Origin of the sequence: Pedobacter frigiditerrae, from assembly GCF_032678705.1 — a bacterium.
Taxonomy (GTDB): domain Bacteria; phylum Bacteroidota; class Bacteroidia; order Sphingobacteriales; family Sphingobacteriaceae; genus Pedobacter; species Pedobacter frigiditerrae_A.
The window spans coordinates 1,170,556-1,191,470 of sequence record NZ_JAVTSS010000002.1; the positions used below are offsets into that span (position 1 = coordinate 1,170,556).

General features: G+C 35.2%; 22 protein-coding genes. All 22 read left to right on the top strand.

The features are described from left to right. Positions 1–15 precede the first annotated feature (15 nt). The 22 genes from R2Q59_RS15775 (at position 16) to R2Q59_RS15880 (ending at position 20,915) form a co-directional block, all read left to right on the top strand. The gene (locus R2Q59_RS15775; protein ID WP_316770780.1) at positions 16–837 is read left to right on the top strand and encodes a TonB family protein; all 822 of its coding nucleotides are present in this window, start codon (positions 16–18) and stop codon (positions 835–837) included. A 246-nt stretch (positions 838–1,083) separates the two neighbouring features. Beyond that, complete coding sequence (locus tag R2Q59_RS15780) at positions 1,084–1,992, top strand: substrate-binding domain-containing protein (protein ID WP_316770783.1); 909 nt, start codon at positions 1,084–1,086, stop codon at positions 1,990–1,992. Positions 1,993–2,082: 90 nt separating this feature from the next. Further along, complete coding sequence (locus R2Q59_RS15785; protein WP_316786161.1) at positions 2,083–3,792, top strand: hypothetical protein; 1,710 nt, start codon at positions 2,083–2,085, stop codon at positions 3,790–3,792. Positions 3,793–3,870: 78 nt separating this feature from the next. After that, on the top strand, positions 3,871–4,242 hold the full coding sequence (locus R2Q59_RS15790; protein ID WP_131551932.1) for an NADH-quinone oxidoreductase subunit A: 372 nt from the start codon (positions 3,871–3,873) through the stop codon (positions 4,240–4,242). A gap of 163 nt (positions 4,243–4,405) precedes the next feature. Next, on the top strand, positions 4,406–4,948 hold the full coding sequence (locus R2Q59_RS15795) for an NADH-quinone oxidoreductase subunit B (RefSeq protein ID WP_131551933.1): 543 nt from the start codon (positions 4,406–4,408) through the stop codon (positions 4,946–4,948). Further along, positions 4,948–5,448 carry an NADH-quinone oxidoreductase subunit C gene (locus tag R2Q59_RS15800; protein ID WP_316786162.1) on the top strand — a complete coding sequence of 167 codons (501 nt, stop codon included), beginning with the start codon at positions 4,948–4,950 and terminating at the stop codon, positions 5,446–5,448. The genes R2Q59_RS15795 and R2Q59_RS15800 overlap by 1 nt, the downstream gene beginning before the upstream one ends. Before the next feature lie 6 nt (positions 5,449–5,454). Then, positions 5,455–6,669 carry an NADH-quinone oxidoreductase subunit D gene (locus R2Q59_RS15805; protein ID WP_316786163.1) on the top strand — a complete coding sequence of 405 codons (1,215 nt, stop codon included), beginning with the start codon at positions 5,455–5,457 and terminating at the stop codon, positions 6,667–6,669. Further along, positions 6,662–7,177 carry an NAD(P)H-dependent oxidoreductase subunit E gene (locus tag R2Q59_RS15810; protein ID WP_316786164.1) on the top strand — a complete coding sequence of 172 codons (516 nt, stop codon included), beginning with the start codon at positions 6,662–6,664 and terminating at the stop codon, positions 7,175–7,177. Before R2Q59_RS15805 ends, R2Q59_RS15810 begins: the two co-directional genes overlap by 8 nt. Beyond that, complete coding sequence (gene nuoF / locus R2Q59_RS15815; RefSeq protein ID WP_131551937.1) at positions 7,177–8,553, top strand: NADH-quinone oxidoreductase subunit NuoF; 1,377 nt, start codon at positions 7,177–7,179, stop codon at positions 8,551–8,553. The genes R2Q59_RS15810 and nuoF overlap by 1 nt, the downstream gene beginning before the upstream one ends. Before the next feature lie 2 nt (positions 8,554–8,555). Next, entirely contained in the window at positions 8,556–9,566 is a 1,011-nt protein-coding gene (locus R2Q59_RS15820; RefSeq protein WP_316786165.1) for a 2Fe-2S iron-sulfur cluster-binding protein, read from the top strand. Further along, complete coding sequence (gene nuoH / locus R2Q59_RS15825) at positions 9,566–10,603, top strand: NADH-quinone oxidoreductase subunit NuoH (protein ID WP_316770799.1); 1,038 nt, start codon at positions 9,566–9,568, stop codon at positions 10,601–10,603. The genes R2Q59_RS15820 and nuoH overlap by 1 nt, the downstream gene beginning before the upstream one ends. A gap of 9 nt (positions 10,604–10,612) precedes the next feature. Then, entirely contained in the window at positions 10,613–11,110 is a 498-nt protein-coding gene (locus tag R2Q59_RS15830) for an NADH-quinone oxidoreductase subunit I (RefSeq protein WP_316786166.1), read from the top strand. A 101-nt stretch (positions 11,111–11,211) separates the two neighbouring features. Next, a complete protein-coding gene (locus tag R2Q59_RS15835; protein ID WP_131551941.1) occupies positions 11,212–11,718 on the top strand; it encodes an NADH-quinone oxidoreductase subunit J in 507 nt (168 codons plus the stop codon). Beyond that, a complete protein-coding gene (gene nuoK, locus R2Q59_RS15840) occupies positions 11,711–12,040 on the top strand; it encodes an NADH-quinone oxidoreductase subunit NuoK (protein WP_131551942.1) in 330 nt (109 codons plus the stop codon). Before R2Q59_RS15835 ends, nuoK begins: the two co-directional genes overlap by 8 nt. Positions 12,041–12,063: 23 nt before the next feature. Beyond that, positions 12,064–13,965: an NADH-quinone oxidoreductase subunit L gene (gene nuoL, locus R2Q59_RS15845; RefSeq protein WP_316787311.1), complete on the top strand. Its 1,902-nt coding sequence runs from the start codon at positions 12,064–12,066 to the stop codon at positions 13,963–13,965. A gap of 19 nt (positions 13,966–13,984) precedes the next feature. Beyond that, complete coding sequence (locus tag R2Q59_RS15850) at positions 13,985–15,436, top strand: NADH-quinone oxidoreductase subunit M (protein WP_316786167.1); 1,452 nt, start codon at positions 13,985–13,987, stop codon at positions 15,434–15,436. A gap of 4 nt (positions 15,437–15,440) precedes the next feature. After that, the gene (locus tag R2Q59_RS15855) at positions 15,441–16,814 is read left to right on the top strand and encodes an NADH-quinone oxidoreductase subunit N (RefSeq protein ID WP_316786168.1); all 1,374 of its coding nucleotides are present in this window, start codon (positions 15,441–15,443) and stop codon (positions 16,812–16,814) included. 45 nt (positions 16,815–16,859) lie between these two features. Continuing rightward, on the top strand, positions 16,860–17,534 hold the full coding sequence (locus tag R2Q59_RS15860; RefSeq protein ID WP_316770815.1) for a DedA family protein: 675 nt from the start codon (positions 16,860–16,862) through the stop codon (positions 17,532–17,534). Next, positions 17,527–18,078, top strand: a complete 552-nt coding sequence (locus R2Q59_RS15865) for an inorganic diphosphatase (protein ID WP_316786169.1) — start codon at positions 17,527–17,529, stop codon at positions 18,076–18,078. The genes R2Q59_RS15860 and R2Q59_RS15865 overlap by 8 nt, the downstream gene beginning before the upstream one ends. Positions 18,079–18,095: 17 nt before the next feature. Next, positions 18,096–19,499 carry a hemolysin family protein gene (locus tag R2Q59_RS15870; RefSeq protein ID WP_316770819.1) on the top strand — a complete coding sequence of 468 codons (1,404 nt, stop codon included), beginning with the start codon at positions 18,096–18,098 and terminating at the stop codon, positions 19,497–19,499. Positions 19,500–19,512: 13 nt separating this feature from the next. Further along, the gene (locus tag R2Q59_RS15875; RefSeq protein WP_316786170.1) at positions 19,513–20,214 is read left to right on the top strand and encodes a 16S rRNA (uracil(1498)-N(3))-methyltransferase; all 702 of its coding nucleotides are present in this window, start codon (positions 19,513–19,515) and stop codon (positions 20,212–20,214) included. 116 nt (positions 20,215–20,330) lie between these two features. Beyond that, entirely contained in the window at positions 20,331–20,915 is a 585-nt protein-coding gene (locus tag R2Q59_RS15880; protein ID WP_316787312.1) for a DUF4159 domain-containing protein, read from the top strand.

Below are 20,915 nucleotides of genomic sequence, written 5' to 3' on the forward strand. Positions count from 1 at the left end.
TTAAAATATTAAGCAATGTTTGGATCTAAAATAGATTTATTTAACAAAGAATGGCTTGATGTAGTTTTTGCAAAAAAGAATAAAAGTTATGGAGCTTATGAGCTTCGTCAAACAAATGCAAAGAATACAACTAAATCATTATTAATTGCATCGGCGATATTTATATTACTGTTTGTTGGGCCTAAAATTTACGCCTTAATAGCAGGAATATTGCCTGAACCACCTCCAGAAAAAATGATTGAGGTGACAATGCAACCACCTCCACCAATTAATCCGGAAGTAAAAACACCGCCGCCAGTTGAACCACCACCACCAAAGCAGGATCAGATTAAATTCCCTCCTCCAATTGTGAAACCAGATAACGAGGTGCAAGATGAAGAGCCGCCTAAATTGGAAGACTTGAAGAAAGCAGACCCCGGTCAGAAAACTATTGAAGGTGATCCAACGGCAGATATCGTTCAGATAGCTCCTGCAGGTGAAGGACCAAAACAAGCACAGGTTGTAGAGGATAACACCGTATATAACTTTGTTAGTATGGAAAATCCACCTAACTATCCTGGAGGTTTGGACAAGTTCTACAAATACCTAGGTGATAACATTAAATATCCACCAATGGCTGCTGAGAACAATATTCAAGGTAAGGTATTGGTTTCATTTACGGTAGAAAAAGACGGATCTTTAACAGATCTAAAAGTAGAACGTAAATTAGGCTATGGTACGGATGAAGAAGCAATGAGGGTATTAAAATTGAGCAAACGCTGGAATCCAGGTATGCAAAACGGTAAACCAGTTCGTGTAAAATATAACATTCCAATTAGCTTTAACTTAGCGCAATAATATAGGATGTTTAATCTTGATTATTTTAAACAGAAATCGCCTCAACAGCGATTTCTGTTCATTTTAGGCCTTGCCATGATATTGATTTTTGTATGCTTGGCAATACTAATTGCATTTTTTGGTGAGTTAATTAATCTCGATCCAGAAAGATTCCCTAGAGTGTATCGTATTGCATTTGCAGTACTATTAGTAGTGTATTCGATAATTAGGTTCAATAGAATTACAAGTAGAAAAGACTAAGTGATAATGAAAAAAATAATTTTCTTATTAATTTTTGCAGTTGGGGTAATCGCTTCTTGTAACCGAAAAAAAACAAATAAAATTCCTGAAACCAGAACTTCAGGGACGACCAAAATTTTGGTTGACGAATCGTTTTCAAGAATTTTGGATGATCAAATTATGGTTTTCAAAAGCGAGTATCCGGATGCTTCGGTTACAACTACTGTAGGGAATGAATATAAAATTTTACCAAAGTTTTTAAATGGTGAAGTTAAGATGATTATTTTGTCTAGAATGCTAAGACCTTCTGAAGAGAGTTATTATAATCAGTTGAAATTTGCTATTTATACTGATCGGTTTGCGATAGATGGAATAGCATTAATTGCTAATGCGAACAATTTAGATACCAATATCACCGTTAATGAAGTCTTTGATATCATGAAGGGTAACTCAAAGGCTGGTAAAAAACTTGTTTTTGATAATGCAAGTTCAAGTACGGTAAAGTATTTTATGGATTCGGCAAAAGTTACGCAATTACCAAAGGTTGGGGTGTATACTTTACAAACCAATAATGATGTAATTAAATATGTATCAGAAAATAAGGATTACATAGGAGTTGTTGGAGTTAACTGGTTGTCAGAGAGCAACAAAGACATTTTGTCATATTTGCCTCACATAAAAATAATGGGAGTAAAAAATGTAACTGGGAAAAAAGGAAGTGATTCTTATTACAAACCTACTCAAAATGCATTGATCAATGGACTTTATCCATTTTTAAGAAATGTTTACTTAATTAATGCTGAAGGGAGAGACGGTTTAGGCACAGGATTTGCAAATTGGTTAAATAGCCCTCGTGGTCAGTTAATCGTACTCAAATCAGGACTAGGTCCTCATAAGATGATATCAAGGGATTTTAACATAAAGAACACGAACTAAATTTTTAATTTAAAAATTAAATGAATATAATTGTTGCGCAGAACCAAATATAGGCCCAATAATTTTATTTAACTAAAACAAATGAAGACAATGAAAACGATTAAAAAAGCGATAGCCTTAAGTTTAGGCTTAGTAATGATGGGTGGTACTGCCTCATTTGCCCAGAGTTTAGCTGATGCCAAGAAGGCAATCGACGCTGAACAGTACCAGAAAGCTACATCAATGTTAAAAACATTGGTGGCATCTCAAGCTAAAGATGGCGATAACTACTTTAGTCTTGGTAATGTTTATTTATTAACAGACGAGATCGACTCAGCAAGAGCTGTTTTTACTAGTGGTACAACTGCTGATCCTAAAAATGCATTAAACTTTGTTGGCCTTGGCCATGCAGATTTGATGGCAAACAATGCTACATCTGCAAAAACAAATTTTGATAAAGCTTTACAATTAGGAACGAAAGATTATCAAACTTATTTGCAAATTGGAAAGGCTTATTTAGGTCAGAAAACGCCAGATTATGCTGCTGCATTACCAAATTTGCAGAAGGCAGATGAATTAGATTCAAAAGATAAAGACCCAGAAACTTTCTTAGCATTAGCTGATTATTGGGCTATGCAAGTTAAAAATACAGAAGCTTATCCATTGTATTTAAGAGCGTTGGATATTAACCCAGCATTATACCGTGCGAATGTACAAATTGGTAGAATGTATAAAATGGCTTTCGCATTTCCAGAAGCAGATACTGAATTGAAAAAAGCAGTAGCTGGTGACCCTAATTATGGACCTGCTTACCGCGAATTAGCAGAAAATGACATGCAATGGTCTCGTGCTGACGCAAAAAATGCTGAAGCGAAAAGAGCATCAGCATTAGTTAATATGCGTAAATACCTAGATTTAACTGACAAATCATTTGATTCGCGTTTGCGTTATGCTCAATTCTTAGTATTTGCTGATGATTTTGCTACCTTAGAAAAAGAGGTCGCGACATTAAATTCGCCAGATCCAAATAACCCTAAAACTTTTGTGGTTATCCGTATGCGTGGTTATTCAGCAATTGAGAACAAAAACTTCCCTCAGGGATTACAATATATGAATGAGCTTTTTGCAAGAAAACAAGATGCTTCACGTATTTTAGGCTCTGATTATCTTTATTTGGGTAAAGCTTTACAGGGAACAGGTAATGATAGTTTAGCTGTAATTAATATTACTAAGGCTGTGGAATTGGATTCAACAAAAGCTGAGGAATTAGCAGTGATAGCTAAGAAATATTACACAGACAAAAAATATGGGAAAGCTGCAGAAGTATATAAAAAGGTTATTGGTTTAAACTCTAAGAACCCTGCAATGGGACAAAATATCTTCTATTTAGGTATTGCTAGTTATGTTGCAGCAAATGGAAAAGATAGGGCTTTACTTGTTCAAGCGGACTCAGCGTTTTCTAAACTGACTGTGTTATCACCGGAAACTGAGGCAGCTCTTTTATATAGAGCGAGAATCAATAAATATATAGATGCAATTGATAACCCTGAAACTCAAAAAGGGTTAGCTATTCCTTTCTATCAGAAATTTATTGATTTAGTTACGGTTACTAAACCTGAAAAAGCTGCTGCAAATGCTAAAAATTTAGTTGAAACTTATAACTACTTAGGTTTCTTTGTATCTGGTACTGATAAAGAAAAAGCTAAAGAATATTTTGGGAAAACATTAGCTATTGATCCAGCTAACACTTATGCAGCTGATAATCTTAAACAATTAAGTGCTCCGCCAGCACCTGCTAAAAAAGCACCAATTAAAAAATAGTAATTCTTAATAGATAAAAGAAAAGGCAGGGTTTGTAATCCTGCCTTTTTCTTTTAATTTTGCCTAAAATAATTCAAGATGGAAACTGCAAGTTCGGCACAAGATTTTTTACCTATTATATTTCAAGTTATTGTTGCTTTAGGCTTTGTGGTAGTAACATTGTTTGCTACACACTTTTTAGGTCCTAAACGTAAAACGAGTGATAAGCTTTCGACATTTGAGGCAGGTGTTAAAGTGGTAGGTAATGCTCGTCAGCCATTTTCTATTAAATATTTCTTAGTTGCTATATTGTTTGTGCTTTTTGATGTAGAGGTTATTTTTATGTATCCTTGGGCTGTAAATTTTAGAGAATTAGGATGGAATGGAATCATCGAAATGTTCATCTTTATGGGAACACTCTTGTTAGGTTTCATCTATATTTTAAAGAAAAAAGCTTTAGACTGGACATAGTTGAGTTTGGGTATACAGTTTGGAGTTTAAATAGTCTTCCAGCTCCAAATTCAAACTTATTTAGAAAGGTTCTAAATGCCAATACCTTAATCAATTTACTTTTAAAATATTGTAAATTTGTTGCTTATTCTCAATTTGGAATAAGCATTTTTTGTTTAAGAACATGAGTGAAATTAATATAGTAGATGCGCCACCGGGTATAGAAGGCTCAGGCTTTTTTGCTACCTCTTTAGATAAGGTTATCGGTTTGGCTCGTTCACATTCATTGTGGCCTTTACCGTTTGCAACTTCTTGTTGTGGTATCGAGTTTATGGCAACCATGGGTTCGCATTACGATTTTGGTCGTTTTGGTGCAGAAAGATTAAGTTTTTCTCCACGCCAGGCAGACCTTTTGATGGTGATGGGTACCATTGCAAAAAAGATGGGTCCTGTTTTAAAACAAGTTTATCTACAAATGGCAGAGCCTCGTTGGGTAATTGCTGTTGGTGCTTGCGCATCTAGCGGAGGTATTTTTGATACTTATTCCGTTTTACAAGGCATTGATGAGATTATTCCTGTTGATGTTTATGTTCCAGGTTGTCCTCCTCGTCCGGAAGCTATTTTAGATGGCTTTGGTAAGATACAGGAACTGGTTAAGAACGAATCTGGCAGAAGAAGATATTCTGATCAATACAAACAAATGTTAGCTTCTTACGGAATAGAATAATGGCTAAAGCAACAAATACAGAAATTATTGATTTGCTTGGCGAGAAATTCGGAGAGCAACTTTTTGATGTAACAGAACCATATGGCTTACTTACTTTTTCTACCACAAAAGATAAAGTAATTAATGTTTTATCTTTCTTAAAGGAAAATGGAAAAATCAATTTCAACTTCCTGACTGACCTAACAGCAGTTCACTATCCAGAAAAAAATCAAATAGCAGTGGTTTACCATTTGCACAGTATGGTTAGCGGAATTAGAGTAAGGCTTAAAGTTTTCTTACATGAGAATGACGCAGCTATTCCAACTGCATCCACTTTGTGGAACGCTGCAAATTGGATGGAAAGAGAAACGTATGATTTTTTTGGAGTTAAGTTTGAAGGACATCCTGATTTAAGAAGGATTTTAAATATGGACGATTTGGGTGTACATCCTATGCTTAAACAATATCCACTAGAAGATCCAAACAGAGTTGATAAAAAAGACGAATACTTTGGTAGATAAGAACTAATGAAGCACAATCAACCAGTATATACAGATAATGATCCGCAGAGCGAATTGGTAACCCTAAATTTAGGTCCAACTCACCCTGCTACACACGGTGTTTTTCAAAACGTTTTGCAATTAGATGGCGAGCGTATTGTTAGCGGAGTTTCTACCATTGGATATATCCATAGAGCATTTGAGAAAATTGCTGAACATCGTCCATTCTATCAAATTACACCTTTAACCGATCGTTTAAATTATTGTTCATCTCCTATTAATAACATGGGATGGCACATGACGGTTGAGAAATTATTGAACATCCAAGTCCCAAAACGTGTTGATTACCTCCGTGTAATTATCATGGAATTGGCAAGGATTTCAGATCATATCATCTGTAACACTATTATTGCCCAAGATACTGGAGCAACTACAACTTTCCTTTACTTATTCCAGTTTAGAGAACATATCTACGAGATTTACGAAGAGATTTGTGGTGCTCGTTTAACGACTAACATTGGTCGAATTGGAGGTTTAGAAAGAGATTTTAATGATATCGCGTTTGCGAAAATCAATAAGTTTTTAAAAGAATTCCCTGTAGCATTAAGAGAATTTGAAAGTCTGTTAAACCGTAACCGTATTTTTATTGATCGTACTGCAGGTGTTGCTGAAGTAAGTCAAGAAAATGCTTTAAGTTTTGGTTGGACTGGCCCTTTATTACGTGCAACAGGGGTTGATTATGATGTTCGTACTAGTGAACCATATTCATCTTATCAAGATTTCGACTTTGAAATTCCTGTAGGTACAAGTGGTGATATTTATGATCGTTACTTAGTTCGTAACGAAGAAATGTGGCAAAGTGTGAGGATTATTGAGCAAGCTTTAGAGAAACTAAAAGCCGAGCCAAAAGGTATTTTCCACGCTGATGTGCCAGAATTTTACTTGCCAGGAAAAGAACAAGTTTACAATAACATGGAAGCATTAATCTATCACTTTAAAATTGTGATGGGAGAAATTGATGCACCAAAAGCAGAAGTTTATCACGCTGTTGAAGGTGGTAACGGAGAGCTAGGTTTTTATTTGATAAACGATGGAGGTAGAACACCTTATCGTTTGCACTTTAGAAGGCCAAGTTTTATTAATTATTCGATGTTCGCAAAAATGAGTGAAGGTATGCTTTTATCAGATGCCATTATTAACATGAGTAGCATGAACATTATTGCAGGAGAATTAGATGCTTAAAATAGAAGAACAACAACAACCTGTAGAATTTTCATCGGCTTTGGTAGAAAAGTTTGATGAGATTGTTAGTCGTTATCCCGCTGGAAAACAAAAATCAGCTTTGCTACCTTTATTACATTTGGTACAAGCAGAATTTGGTTGGACTAGTGCTCCTGCAATGGATAAAGTTGCTGAGTATTTGAATATCGAGCCAATAGAGGTTTATGAAGTGGCGTCTTTTTATAGCATGTACTTTTTACAACCTAAGGGAAAATATGTGTTAGAAGTTTGCAGAACTGGACCTTGTTGTTTAGTTGGCGCAGAAAAAATAATGTCACATATTGAAGGAAAACTCGGTGTTAAAGAAGGCGAAGTTACGGCTGATGGTTTATTTAGCTGGAGAGGTGTTGAGTGTTTAGCGGCTTGTGGATATGCTCCAGTTTTACAAATTGGCCCTGAATACACTTTCTACGAAAACTTGACTGAACAATCAGTTGATACATTAATAGACAATTTACGCAATAAATAATGGGACGTAAACTATTATTAGAACATATTAACGTACCTGGCATTAACACGCTAGCTGTTTATCGAGAAAAAGGTGGTTATCGTGCAGTAGAAAAAGCACTTAAAACCTTAACTCCTGATGAAGTGGTTGAAGAAGTTAAGAAATCAGGCTTACGTGGTAGAGGTGGTGCAGGTTTCCCAACGGGGATGAAATGGAGCTTCTTGGCAAAACCAGAAGGCGTTGCTCGCTATTTGGTTTGTAATGCCGATGAATCTGAGCCTGGAACTTTCAAAGACAGATATTTAATGACTTACATTCCTCACGCTTTAATTGAAGGAATGATTGTCGCAAGTTTTGCCCTTGGTGCTAAAACATCATACATCTACGTTCGTGGTGAAATGATGCCTCAAATCCGTATTCTAGAAAAAGCAATTGCTGAAGCTAAGGCTGCTGGGTTTTTAGGTAAGAATATTTTAGGAACAGGATACGATTTAGAATTATATGTACAGCCAGGTGGTGGTGCTTACATCTGCGGAGAAGAAACTGCTTTGTTAGAATCGCTAGAAGGTAAAAGAGGGAATCCTCGTATTAAACCTCCTTTCCCTGCAATTGCGGGGTTATATGGTTGTCCGACAGTAGTAAATAATGTTGAATCAATTGCTGCAGTTGTGCCAATCATTAACGATGGTGGGGATGAATATGCTAAAATTGGTATTGGTAGAAGTACAGGTACAAAATTAATATCAGCTTCTGGAAACTTGGTAAAACCAGGTGTATATGAGATTGAATTAGGCTTACCAGTTGAAGAGTTTATTTATTCTGATGAATATTGCGGTGGTATTGCAAATGGTAAAAGACTTAAAGCTACTGTAGCTGGAGGTTCTTCTGTGCCTATCTTGCCTGCCAATTTAACCTTAAAATATGCCAATGGTGAACCTCGTTTAATGAGTTACGAATCACTTTCTGAAGGTGGTTTTGCAACAGGAACGATGTTGGGTTCAGGTGGTTTCATCGCTTTTGATGAAGACCAATGTATTGTTAGAAATACTTGGAATTTCTCTCGTTTTTATCATCATGAAAGCTGCGGACAATGTTCTCCTTGTCGTGAAGGTACTGGCTGGTTAGAAAAAGTATTACATAGATTAGAGTACGGACACGGAAAAATGAGCGATATCGACTTGTTAGTTGATGTGTCTAAAAAAATTGAAGGAAATACAATTTGTCCATTGGGCGATGCAGCGGCTTGGCCAGTTGCAAGTGCAATTAGACATTTTAGAGATGAGTTTGAATGGCATGTAAAAGAGCCAGTTAAAAGCTTAAGCAGTAATTATGGTTTGGCCAATTACGCTGTTCCGATAGAGAAAAAAGTTGAAGAAGTTAAACAGGATAATCTTTAACCATGAGTGATTTAATGAAAGTTACTATTGATGGTATAACGGTAGAAGTAGCACCGGGTACAAGTATTCTCAATGCCGCAAGGCAAATTGGGGGTGATATTGTGCCACCTGCGATGTGTTATTATTCTAAGTTAGAAGGTAGTGGTGGTAAATGTCGTACTTGTATTGTTAAGGTAAGTAAAGGTTCTGAAAAAGACCCTCGTCCGATGCCTAAGCTAGTTGCTTCTTGCCGTACTACGGTGATGGATGGAATGGAAGTTCAAAATATTACTTCTCCTGAGGTTTTAGAAGCTAGAAATGGTGTTGTTGAGATGTTATTGATTAACCACCCATTAGATTGCCCAATTTGTGACCAAGCTGGTGAGTGCGATTTACAAAATTTAGGCTACGAAAATGGCTTACAACGTACTCGTTATGAGTTTGAACGTCGGACTTTCGAAAGAATTGATATAGGTGATAAAATTCAGTTGCACATGAACAGATGCATTTTATGTTATCGTTGTGTGTTTACTGCCGACCAAATTACCAATAAGCGTGTTCACGGAATTTTAAATCGTGGAGACCATTCAGAAATTTCTACTTATATCCAAACAGCAGTTGATAACGATTTCTCAGGAAACGTAATCGATGTATGTCCGGTAGGAGCGTTGACAGATAAAACTTTCAGGTTTAAAAATAGAGTTTGGTTTACTAAACCTGTAGATGCACATAGAAATTGCGACCATGAAAAGTGCAATGGTAAGGTTACGCTTTGGTATAAAGGAGCTGATGTTTTACGTGTTACAGCCCGTAAAGACCAATTTGGAGAGGTTGAAGAGTTTATTTGTAATGAATGTAGATTTGAGAAAAAAGCAACTTCAGATTGGAACATTGAACAACCAACTGCTATTGCTGATACTTCAGTAATTGCATCAAATCACTACGATACTTTTAAACCTTTACCGGTTATTAAAGAAAATTTAGCTTTACAAGAAGCAAATAAAGTTGAACTAGAAAAAAGCACTAAATTCTAATGGATATAAATTTTGTAATCGAGAAGTTTTTGCTGGTGACTATTTTATTTTCCATTAGCTTGGTAATAGCGATGTATTCTACTTACGCAGAACGTAAAGTGGCGGCATTTTTACAAGATAGACTTGGACCTGATAGAGCTGGTCCCTTTGGTATTTTACAACCATTAGCAGATGGTTTAAAAATGTTCATGAAGGAAGAAATTATCCCTTCAAATGCAAGTAAATGGTTGTTTATGGTAGGTCCTGGTTTGGCAATGCTTTGTGCTTGTATTGGTACAGCAGTTATTCCATGGGGTCAAGATTTAACTATTAACGGAAGAGCAGTTCCATTGCAAGTAACAGATATAAACGTTGGTGTACTTTATTTATTTGGAGTAGTATCATTAGGTGTTTATGGTGTAATGATTGGCGGATGGGCATCTAACAATAAGTATTCATTATTAAGTGCTATTAGAGCGGCATCTCAAAACATCAGTTATGAGGTGGCAATGGGTTTATCTATCATTGCTCTGCTTTTAATGACCAATACTTTAAGTTTAAAGGAAATTGTTGCACAACAACATGGTTGGCACTGGAATGTACTTTATCAGCCACTAGGATTTATCATTTTTATGGTTTGTTCTTTTGCTGAAACTAATCGTGCACCTTTCGACTTACCAGAGTGTGAAACTGAACTAATTGGTGGTTACCATACAGAGTATTCTTCAATGAAATTAGGTTTCTATTTATTTGCTGAGTACATCAATATGTTTGTTTCATCAGCCGTGATGGCAACTTTATATTTTGGTGGTTACAATTATCCTTGGATGGATACTGTTGCTGGAATGGTTAGTCCGAATACTGCAGCATTAATTGGAACAGTTGTGTTATTCATAAAAATATTTGCATTTATCTTCTTCTTCATGTGGGTACGTTGGACAATCCCTCGTTTCCGTTATGATCAGTTGATGAATTTAGGTTGGAAGGGATTAATCCCTCTAGCTATTGCAAACATCATTATTACAGGTATTGTTATCGCTGTTGTAAATAAGTTTTAAGAGAGAGATATGGAATCATTAAGTAATAAGAAAAAAGTACTTGAACAAAAACCACTTAACTTGGCAGAGCGCATGTATTTGCCTGCTATCGTTAAAGGTTTAGGTACTACAATGAGCCACTTTTTTAAGAAAAGTTCTACCATTAGGTATCCAGAGCAAGAGAGAGAATTTTCTATCAACTGGAGAGGAATGCACTCTTTAAAAAGAGATGAAGAAGGAAGGGAGCGCTGTACAGCTTGTGGTTTATGTGCATTATCATGTCCTGCAGAGGCGATTACCATGATTGCGGCTGAGCGTAAACCAGAAGAGAAGGAATTATATAGAGAAGAAAAATATGCAGCAGTTTATGAAATTAACATGTTGCGTTGTATTTTCTGTGGGTTATGTGAAGAAGCTTGTCCTAAAGAAGCTATTTATTTAGATGGACCAATTGTGCCATCTGATTATTTGCGTAAGGATTTTATTTATGGGAAAGATAAATTGGTTGAAGCACCTTTAGAAAAATAGTTTGTCATTCAGAGCGTAGCGAAGAATCTAACATAGAAATGCTTCGACAAGCTCAGCATAACAATTAATAGAAAAACGAATAACTAAACAAATAAAAATTAATGGGTACTTCAGTATTCTATTTTGTAGCAACATTAAGCATCATCTTTTCGCTGATGGTTATCTTTTCGAAGAATCCTATCCACAGTGTTTTGTACTTGATTCTTACCTTTTTTACCTTCACGGTTCACTATGTGTTACTAAATGCACAGTTTTTAGCAGTTGTAAATTTCATAGTATACATGGGTGCAATTATGGTTTTATTCCTATTTGTGTTGATGCTATTAAACTTAAACAAGGAAAACGAACCTAATAAATCAGCACTGGTAAAAATCCTTGGCGTTATTGCTGGTGGATGTTTGCTTGTAACCTTAGTTGGTTCTTTTAAAGCAGTATCGATTAATAGTCCACTAGTTTTGCAAAACCCTAACTTAGGTTTGGTTAAAAACTTGGGTAAAGAATTATTTGGACCGTTTATGTTGCCATTTGAATTGTCATCAATTTTATTGCTTACAGCAATGGTTGGCGCAGTATTGTTAACTAAAAAAGAAGAAAAAGCAAATGGATAATTTAACATCAACAATGCAAACAGTTCCACTTAACCATTACATCTGGTTATGTGCTATAATCTTCACCATTGGTGTAATTGGTGTTTTAACCAGAAGAAATGCCATAGTGATTTTTATGTCGGTAGAGTTAATGTTAAACTCAGTTAACTTATTACTTACTGCTTTTTCAGTACACCATAACGACCCATCTGGCCAGGTATTTGTATTTTTTATCATGGCTTTAGCAGCGGCTGAAGTAGCAGTAGGGCTGGCAATTATTGTAATGGTTTACAGAAATACCCAATCAATAGATATTAATGTGTTAAATCGCCTTAAGTGGTAATTATATAGAAGAAAAGAATGACAATAGATAATATACTTTGGCTTGTACCTCTGCTTCCATTATTGGGCTTTATCATAAATGGTCTTGGCAGAAATACATTTAGCAAAGGATTGATTGGTTTAATTGGAAGTGGGACTATACTTGCTTCATTCATATTGAGTGTAATTTTGTTTACAGAATTACAATTGGCTCAACATAATCAGAAATTCACAGTAGAACTTTTCGATTGGATTAGTGCTGGTAATTTACATATTCCACTTTCGTTTTTATACGACCCATTAAGTTCAATTATGCTGTTGATTATAACAGGTATTGGCTTTTTAATCCATCTTTATTCAATTGGTTACATGCATGAAGATGCTGGTTTTGGTAAATTCTTCGCTTATCTGAACCTGTTTATCTTCTTTATGTTGATTTTAGTTTTAGGGTCAAACTATATTGTGATGTTCATCGGATGGGAAGGTGTAGGTTTATGTTCTTATTTACTAATAGGATTTTGGTATACCAATAGCAATTATGCAAGTGCTGCTAAAAAAGCATTTGTAATGAATAGAATTGGAGATTTAGGATTTTTGATTGGTGTATTTTTAATCTTCAATACTTTCGGAAGTGTAGAATTTGCAAAAGTATTTCCTCAAGCTGCAAGTATGATGCCTGGAGCAGGAGTGATGACTTTAATTACCATTTTATTATTTATTGGTGCTTGCGGTAAATCTGCACAGTTACCTTTATTTACTTGGTTGCCAGATGCGATGGCTGGTCCAACACCAGTTTCTGCATTGATACATGCTGCAACAATGGTTACGGCTGGTATTTATATGATTGCTCGTTCAAGCGTGTTATTTAACTTAGCACCAACTACTCAAATGATTATTGCAATCATTGGTACAGCCACTGCTTTAATAGCTGCAATTATTGCTTTAACACAAACAGATATTAAAAAAGTATTGGCTTATTCAACCGTATCTCAATTGGGGTATATGTTTTTAGGTTTAGGCGTTGGTGCTTATACAGGTTCATTCTTTCACGTTTTAACTCATGCTTTCTTTAAAGCATTGTTATTCTTAGGTGCTGGTTCTGTAATTCACGCCATGCATCATGAGCAAGATATGCGCCACATGGGTGGATTAAAATCTAAGCTTAAAATTACTTTTGCGACTATGATGATTGGTACTATCGCAATTGCGGGAATCCCACCATTTTCAGGTTTCTTTTCAAAAGATGAAATTTTAGCTCACGCATTCGAATACAATAAAGTGCTTTGGGCAATAGGTTTATTAACGGCCTTCTTAACTGCATTTTATATGTTCAGAATGATGTTCTTGACATTCTCAGGAAAATACCGTGGAACACATCATGCAGAAGAGCATATTCACGAATCACCAAAAGTGATGACTTATCCCTTAATTGTGTTAGCTATTTTAGCAGCAGTTGGTGGACTGATAAATATTCCACACGTATTTGGTGGTAACGAATGGTTGGCTCATTGGTTAACCGGTGCTGGCATTGCTCCAAAAGAATTAGAATTAAGTCATACAGAAGAGTTTGCTCTAATGGGTGCTTCAGTTTTAGCAGCGTTAGTTGCATTAGGATACGCTTATACTAAATATGTTAAAAATGCTTATGTTCCAGTTCCTGAAGAAGGTAAACGTTCAATTTTGGCAAAAATATCATATAACAAATTCTATTTGGATGAGATTTATAATGCTATTATCACTAAACCTTTAGATGCATTCTCTAAATTTTTCTATCGCATTATAGATAAAAAAGTTATTGATGGTTTGGTAAATGGATTTGGTTGGTCGGCAACAGAAGGAAGTAAAGGCTTACGTCTTTTACAATCTGGTAATGTTGGCTTCTATATATTTATGATGGTATTCGGTATCGTCGCTTTGTTATTGTATACTTATTTATCTATCGCTTAATTCGGTTCAACAAATATAAATGGAACTATTATTACTCCTATTTTTACCTCTTGTAGGTGCAATTATTACCTCACTACTTAAGGGCAATTCTGCCAAGGTAAGTGCTTTAGGTTTTGCACTTTTATCGCTTTGCGTTACAATTGGTTTATTAACTCAATTTACGCCAGATGCAACAACACAGTTTGCAGTAAATTATCCATGGATACAGCAATTAGGAATCAACTTCCATGCTGGTATTGATGGCATAAGTATGATAACGGTTATTTTAACAAACGTTTTAATGCCGTTGATTATTCTAGCAAGCTTTAAACACGAATACAAAAAAGCCAATGCTTTCTATGCATTAATCTTGTTTATGCAGAGCGGATTATTATTGGTATTTACTGCTTTAGATGGGTTTTTGTTCTATATAGGATGGGAAGCAGCTTTAATTCCAATTTACTTTATCTGCGCAATGTGGGGCGGAAAAGATAGAATTAAGGTAAACATGAAGTTTTTCGTTTACACCATTGCAGGTTCACTTTTCATGCTAGTAGGATTAATCTATTTATACCTTCAAGCTAAAAGTTTTGATATAACTGCATTTTATGCTTTGAACCTAGATTCATATCAACAAGGATGGGTTTTCTGGGCTTTCTTTATTGCTTTTGCTATTAAGATGCCAATATTCCCTTTCCATACTTGGCAACCAGATACCTATACAGAAGCTCCAACAACTGGAACAATGTTGTTATCAGGTATCATGTTAAAAATGGGTATCTACGGTGTAATTAGATGGTTATTGCCAATTGTACCACAAGGTGTAAATGATTGGATTTGTGTGGTGATGGTTCTTTCAGTAATTGGAATTATCTACGCTTCATTAATTGCCTTTACGCAGAAAGATGCTAAACGATTAGTGGCTTATTCATCAATTGCACACGTTGGGTTAATTGCTGCTGGAATTTTTGCAATGAGTACTCAAGGCTTACAAGGTGTAATGGTACAGATGTTAAGTCACGGCATTAATGTGGTAGGATTGTTTTTCGTATTGGATATCATTTCATCTCGCCTTAAAACAAATAAAATTGAAGAACTGGGTGGGTTGGCAAAAGTTGCTCCGAAATTAGCCATCACTTTCTTGATTATAGTTTTAGGAACAGTAGCCTTGCCAGGAACGAATGGTTTTATTGGAGAGTTTTTATTGTTGTACGGAGTTTATAACTACAACATGTGGTTGGGCATTGTAGCAGGGTTAACCATCATCTTTGGTGCGGTGTATATGCTTAGAATGTATCAAAAAGTAATGTTGGGCACTACCAACGACTTAACAATTGGCTTTACTGATATTAAAGGAACAGAAAAAATTGTGTTGTACAGTATCTGTGCATTAATTATTGTGATGGGTGTTTATCCAAAACCAATCATGCATTTATCTGAAGCATCGGTACAGCATTTATTAGAACAAATAAAATTAAAAGGGTTAAACTAAACAGATGAACATTATTATAACCATAGCTATAACAGCTTTTGTAGTACTTTATGCAGGTTTGTTTAAAGCAAAAAAAGCTTTGTTACCACTAACTCTTTTAGGTTTATTGGTTGCATTGGGCTTTGTAGCTTGTTCATGGAATAATCCAACAACTTACTACGGTATGATGCGAATGGATAATTTCGCATTAGCGTTTTCAGCTATTTCAATTGTAGGCACATTTTTTATCTTCTTACTAACGCAAAAATATTTTGCCGAAGGAAGTGATAATATCGCGGAATACTTTACATTGATTCTTTTTGCCTTATCTGGTATCGTAATCATGGTTTCTTACCAAAATATGTCGATGTTATTTATTGGGCTAGAGATCATGTCTGTAAGTTTATATATTCTCGCAGGTATTAGAAAGTTAAATTTTGCATCAAACGAGGCATCATTAAAATACTTTTTAATGGGCGCATTTTCTACAGGATTTTTATTGTTTGGGATCACGTTAATTTACGGAGCAACAGGTTCATTTGATATCGCTGTCATTCAACAATATTTAGTTGATAATGTGAAAACCATCTCTCCATTATTTTATCCTGGTGTAATTTTAGTAATGATCGGTTTGTGCTTCAAAGTTGGAGCAGCACCCTTCCATTTTTGGAAACCAGATGTTTATGAAGGTTCTCCATCTTTGATTACCGCATTTATGTCTACAGTTGTTAAAACTGCAGGCTTTGCGGCATTTTTGAGATTGTTTGCTGGTGCTTTTGAACCACTCCATGATTTCTGGGCACCTGCATTAATGGTAATCGTTATCATCACCCTGTGTATTGGAAACGTAACTGCACTTTATCAAAAGAACTTTAAAAGAATGCTTGCGTATTCAAGTATTTCTCACGCTGGATATTTATTGTTCTCTCTAGTTGTACTTTCAGCTAACTCTGCAAGTAATGTATTGGTTTATGCAGCTGCTTACACGTTTGCAAGTATCATCGCTTTTGCGGTATTAATTTTGGTTAAGCAAAAAGTTGGTAGCGACACAATTGATAGCTTTAATGGTTTAGGTAAAAGAAATCCGTTTGCTGCTTTTGCATTGACTGTTGCCATGCTTTCTTTGGCAGGAATTCCATTAACCGCAGGATTTATTGGAAAGTACGTTATGTTCTTAAATGTAATGGCTAACTACCAAGTTGCATTGGTAGTAATTGCTATTTTAAATGCATTGGTAGGTTTCTATTACTATTTCAAAGTGATTATTGCGGTGTGGTTTAAAGAAGGTGATGAAGTAGTTCTAGATACTCCTTTTCAATATAAAATCGTGTTGCTGCTTTCTGTAATAGTCACCTTATTATTAGGTGTTTATCCTGATTTGATTTTAAATTTGATATAGACTAAGATGTAGATTATTATTTGTAGTTTTACAAATAATCAAACCATGCAAGAATTCTGGAATTCATTACAGCATTTCATTGACCCTGAAAAATTACTTAAAGAGGGTGGTTTTTATGTTGTTGTGTTTGTAATTTTTGCAGAAACCGGCTTATTCTTTGGTTTCTTTTTACCAGGAGATTACTTATTGTTTTTAGCAGGAATGTTTGTCGCGACTGGCAGACTGGATGTAAATATTTACGTTCTTGTTTTAGCTTTAATAGTGGCCGCGGTATCAGGTAACTTTACTGGTTATTGGTTTGGTAGAAAAACCGGTCCAGTTTTATATAAAAGGAAAGATACTTTCTTTTTTAAGAAGAAGTACCTTAAAGCTGCAGAGCAATATTATAGAAAGCAAGGCGCTTTTGCTTTAATTATGGGTAGATTTGTGCCAATAGTTAGAACCTTTGCTCCTATTTTTGCGGGAGTTGTTAGATTAGAGATTAAAAAATTTGCACTTTATAACATTGCTGGTGCAATATTATGGATAGCATCCTTAACTTTGTTAGGGTATTTTTTAGGCAGAAGTTTTGCCGAACAAATAGAAGAATATTTGGTTTATATTATAATAGGTTTCATTGCCATTACTACTATACCACTTGTTGTCACTTTTGTGAAAAAACGAGTGAGTAAAGTAGAAGATGAAGATGAAATAGAGATTGAAGAAGAAAAAAATGAGTAAAGACAATCACCACCCGTGGCATAGCGTTTCTCCTGGCGAGAAACGACCAGAAACTGTAAATGCTATTATCGAAATCCCTAAAGGTTCAAAAGCGAAATACGAAATTGATAAAGATTCTAATCTAATTAAATTGGATAGAGTTTTGTTTTCATCTGTAATGTACCCTGCTAATTACGGCTTTATTCCACAAACGTATTGTGATGATAATGACCCATTGGATATTTTGGTTTTATGTTCAGTAGACGTTTATCCAATGACAATTATTGAAGCAAAAGTTATTGGTGTAATGCACATGGTAGATAATGGTGAACAAGATGATAAAATCATTGCAGTTGCGAAAAATGACATGTCGGTAAATTATATCAATGATTTATCAGAATTGCCTCCACATACAATGAAGGAAATTGTTAAATTTTTCCAAGATTACAAAGCATTAGAAGAAAAGCAAGTAACTATTGAGCACCTTTTAGGCAAACGTTACGCCCACAAGGTAATTCAAGAAAGTATAGAGTTATACGACAAAACTTTTAGAAATAACGATTAATGATTTACCCCGTCAGTATGTCAACCCTTGCAGTTTTTGGTGCATTTCTTCCAGTATCTGTATTAGCTATTGTAGCAACACCAGATACAGATGGAGGTTCGATTGGTTGGCGGCTATTATTTGCCCTATTTCTGGTATTATTAAACGGGTTTTTTGTAGCTGCTGAGTTTGCAATCGTAAAAGTAAGAGCTTCTCAAATCGAGATTAAAGCAAAGTCTGGCAGTAGGGTTGGAAAAATGGCTAAAAATATCGTCCATAATTTAGATGGATATTTAGCCGCCACTCAATTGGGTATTACGTTAGCATCACTTGGTTTAGGTTGGGTTGGTGAAGATGTAATGCACACTATATTTCAGAATATGTTTAATGGTTTTAACTTAAATGTAAGTGAAGCTTTTATTCATTCTGCATCAACTATTGTTGCTTTTTCTATTATTACCATTATGCATATTGTTTTTGGTGAGTTGGCGCCAAAATCTTTGGCTATACAAAGACCAGTTGCAACTACGATGTTTGTTTCTGTGCCTTTACAAATTTTTTATGTTGTATTTCGACCTTTCATTTGGGCCTTGAACAGCTTGGCAGCTATCATTTTAAAGCCATTTGGTATTAATACAGCAGGTGGACACGATTCTCTGCACAGCAATGAGGAGCTTCAATACTTATTAGATCAAGGTAAGGAAAGCGGTGCGCTAGAAGACAATGAACACGAACTCATTAAAAATGTATTCGACTTTAATGAGCGTGTTGTGAAAAACATCATGGTGCCTCGTACCAAGATATCTGGAATTGAATTGAGTACTTCAAAAGAAGAAGTTGTAGAGAAGATTATTGGCGAAGGTTATTCGAGAATGCCAGTTTTTGACGAAGTTATAGACAAGATTATTGGTATTATTCATGCTAAAGATGTACTGCCACTTTTAGCTAAAAATAAAGATTGGGCTTTAAGCGATATCATTAGAAAACCTTATTTCGTTCCTGAAACAAAAAAAATTAATGATTTACTAAGTGAGTTACAGCAAAAACGCATTCAGATTGCAATTGTAATTGATGAGTTTGGCGGAACAGCTGGTATGGTTACTTTAGAAGATATTGTAGAGGAAATTGTTGGAGAGATTCAAGACGAATATGATGAGGAAAAACCAACGGTAGAAAAAATTTCTGATACAGAATTTGTAATCAACGCTTACGCAACGGTTTATGATGTAAATGAACACTTACCTCATGATCTGCCTGAAGATGAAGATTTCGATACGGTTGGTGGATTAGTTTCTCACGCATTTGGAAAAATCCCAGAAGTTGGTGATAGCGAAGAATGTTATGGTTATTTATTTACTATTCTAAAAAAGACAGAACAAAATATAGAAACCATCAAACTTGAGTTGGTCATCAACAAAAGCGATATGGTTGATACGCATTAAATCTCTTTAGCTAATGCATGTTTTTTATACGCCAGATATTTCTTCAGACATTTATACTTTAAATGAAGAAGAAAGTAAACACTGCAGTAGAGTACTTCGTTTAAATTTAGGTGACGTAATTCATCTAATTGATGGTAGGGGTGGTTTATATGAAGCGGAAATAAGTGCAATTACCAAAAAGAATGTACAGCTTAAGGTGCTCAACAAGCAAACGAAATTTGGTAAACGAAACCATCACTTACACATCGCGATAGCGCCCACAAAAAACATTGATAGATTAGAGTGGTTTTTAGAAAAGGCTACTGAGATTGGAATTGATGTGATTACACCAGTTATCTGTGACAGGTCTGAACGTAAAATTGTTAAGGAAGAAAGATTAGAAAAGGTAATCACATCTGCAGTTAAGCAATCTTTAACCGCCTATCATCCAAAACTTAATCAGGCTATCTCATTTACAGATTTAATAAGCCAAAATAGCGATTCATTAAAAATGATTGCTCATTGTATGGAGGGAGAAAAATCTTATATCAATCAAATCACAAAACCATTTCAATCTTATTTAATTTTAATTGGTCCAGAGGGAGATTTTACATCTGCCGAGCTAGATATCGCTTTGCAAAATGGTTACAAACCTGTAACTTTAGGTAATACCCGATTGAGAACGGAAACAGCTGCATTGGCTGCGTGTTTTGAAACAAATTATATTAACAGATGAAGCAATCTTCAGTAGTCAGTTATCAGTTATCAGTATGGAAATCAAAGCAATTCGCTTTGGTCTTAAGTCTTTTAACTTTAATCTTTCTTAATAGCTTTACTGCCCCAACTTATAAAATGGGTAAATTGAAATATAGTGGTGGTGGAGATTGGTATGGGAATAGAACTGCATTGCCAAATCTAATTGACTTTTGTAATAAAAACATATCAACTAATTTCTCATCTGATGAAAGCATAGTAGACGTTGGTAGTGCCGAATTGTTCAATTTTCCTTTTGTTTACATGACTGGTCACGGCAACGTGATATTTAACGATCAAGAAGCAATTAACCTTAGAAAATATCTAATCGGTGGCGGTTTTTTGCATATAGATGATAATTATGGATTGGATAAATTCATCAGGCCTCAAATGAAAAAAGTATTTCCAGAATTAAGCTTTGTTGAACTGCCATCAAATCATAAGATCTACAATCAAAAGTTTAAATTTCCATCAGGCTTACCTAAAATACACGAACACGATGGTAAAAGACCACAAGGTTTTGCTTTAGTTTACCAAGGAAGGGTAGTTTGTTATTATACATTTGAATGTGATTTGGGTAATGGTTGGGAGGATTATGGAACATATCCAACAGATACACAAGAAAGTAGAAATAAAGCTTTTAAAATGGGCGCTAATCTAATTCAATATGCCTTAACTCAGTAA

Bases quoted from the DNA above. Each gene is read 5' to 3' on its own strand.
- R2Q59_RS15810 (WP_316786164.1), top strand. From the start codon at position 6,662: ATGCTTAAAATAGAAGAACAACAACAACCTGTAGAATTTTCATCGGCT.
- R2Q59_RS15800 (WP_316786162.1), top strand. From the start codon at position 4,948: ATGGCTAAAGCAACAAATACAGAAATTATTGATTTGCTTGGCGAGAAA.
- nuoH (WP_316770799.1), top strand. From the start codon at position 9,566: ATGGATATAAATTTTGTAATCGAGAAGTTTTTGCTGGTGACTATTTTA.
- R2Q59_RS15875 (WP_316786170.1), top strand. From the start codon at position 19,513: ATGCATGTTTTTTATACGCCAGATATTTCTTCAGACATTTATACTTTA.
- R2Q59_RS15855 (WP_316786168.1), top strand. From the start codon at position 15,441: ATGAACATTATTATAACCATAGCTATAACAGCTTTTGTAGTACTTTAT.
- R2Q59_RS15820 (WP_316786165.1), top strand. From the start codon at position 8,556: ATGAGTGATTTAATGAAAGTTACTATTGATGGTATAACGGTAGAAGTA.
- nuoK (WP_131551942.1), top strand. From the start codon at position 11,711: ATGGATAATTTAACATCAACAATGCAAACAGTTCCACTTAACCATTAC.
- R2Q59_RS15860 (WP_316770815.1), top strand. From the start codon at position 16,860: ATGCAAGAATTCTGGAATTCATTACAGCATTTCATTGACCCTGAAAAA.
- R2Q59_RS15835 (WP_131551941.1), top strand. From the start codon at position 11,212: ATGGGTACTTCAGTATTCTATTTTGTAGCAACATTAAGCATCATCTTT.
- R2Q59_RS15795 (WP_131551933.1), top strand. From the start codon at position 4,406: ATGAGTGAAATTAATATAGTAGATGCGCCACCGGGTATAGAAGGCTCA.
- R2Q59_RS15830 (WP_316786166.1), top strand. From the start codon at position 10,613: ATGGAATCATTAAGTAATAAGAAAAAAGTACTTGAACAAAAACCACTT.
- R2Q59_RS15850 (WP_316786167.1), top strand. From the start codon at position 13,985: ATGGAACTATTATTACTCCTATTTTTACCTCTTGTAGGTGCAATTATT.
- nuoF (WP_131551937.1), top strand. From the start codon at position 7,177: ATGGGACGTAAACTATTATTAGAACATATTAACGTACCTGGCATTAAC.
- R2Q59_RS15780 (WP_316770783.1), top strand. From the start codon at position 1,084: ATGAAAAAAATAATTTTCTTATTAATTTTTGCAGTTGGGGTAATCGCT.
- R2Q59_RS15865 (WP_316786169.1), top strand. From the start codon at position 17,527: ATGAGTAAAGACAATCACCACCCGTGGCATAGCGTTTCTCCTGGCGAG.
- R2Q59_RS15790 (WP_131551932.1), top strand. From the start codon at position 3,871: ATGGAAACTGCAAGTTCGGCACAAGATTTTTTACCTATTATATTTCAA.
- R2Q59_RS15805 (WP_316786163.1), top strand. From the start codon at position 5,455: ATGAAGCACAATCAACCAGTATATACAGATAATGATCCGCAGAGCGAA.
- R2Q59_RS15775 (WP_316770780.1), top strand. From the start codon at position 16: ATGTTTGGATCTAAAATAGATTTATTTAACAAAGAATGGCTTGATGTA.
- R2Q59_RS15870 (WP_316770819.1), top strand. From the start codon at position 18,096: ATGTCAACCCTTGCAGTTTTTGGTGCATTTCTTCCAGTATCTGTATTA.
- R2Q59_RS15785 (WP_316786161.1), top strand. From the start codon at position 2,083: ATGAAAACGATTAAAAAAGCGATAGCCTTAAGTTTAGGCTTAGTAATG.
- R2Q59_RS15880 (WP_316787312.1), top strand. From the start codon at position 20,331: ATGGGTAAATTGAAATATAGTGGTGGTGGAGATTGGTATGGGAATAGA.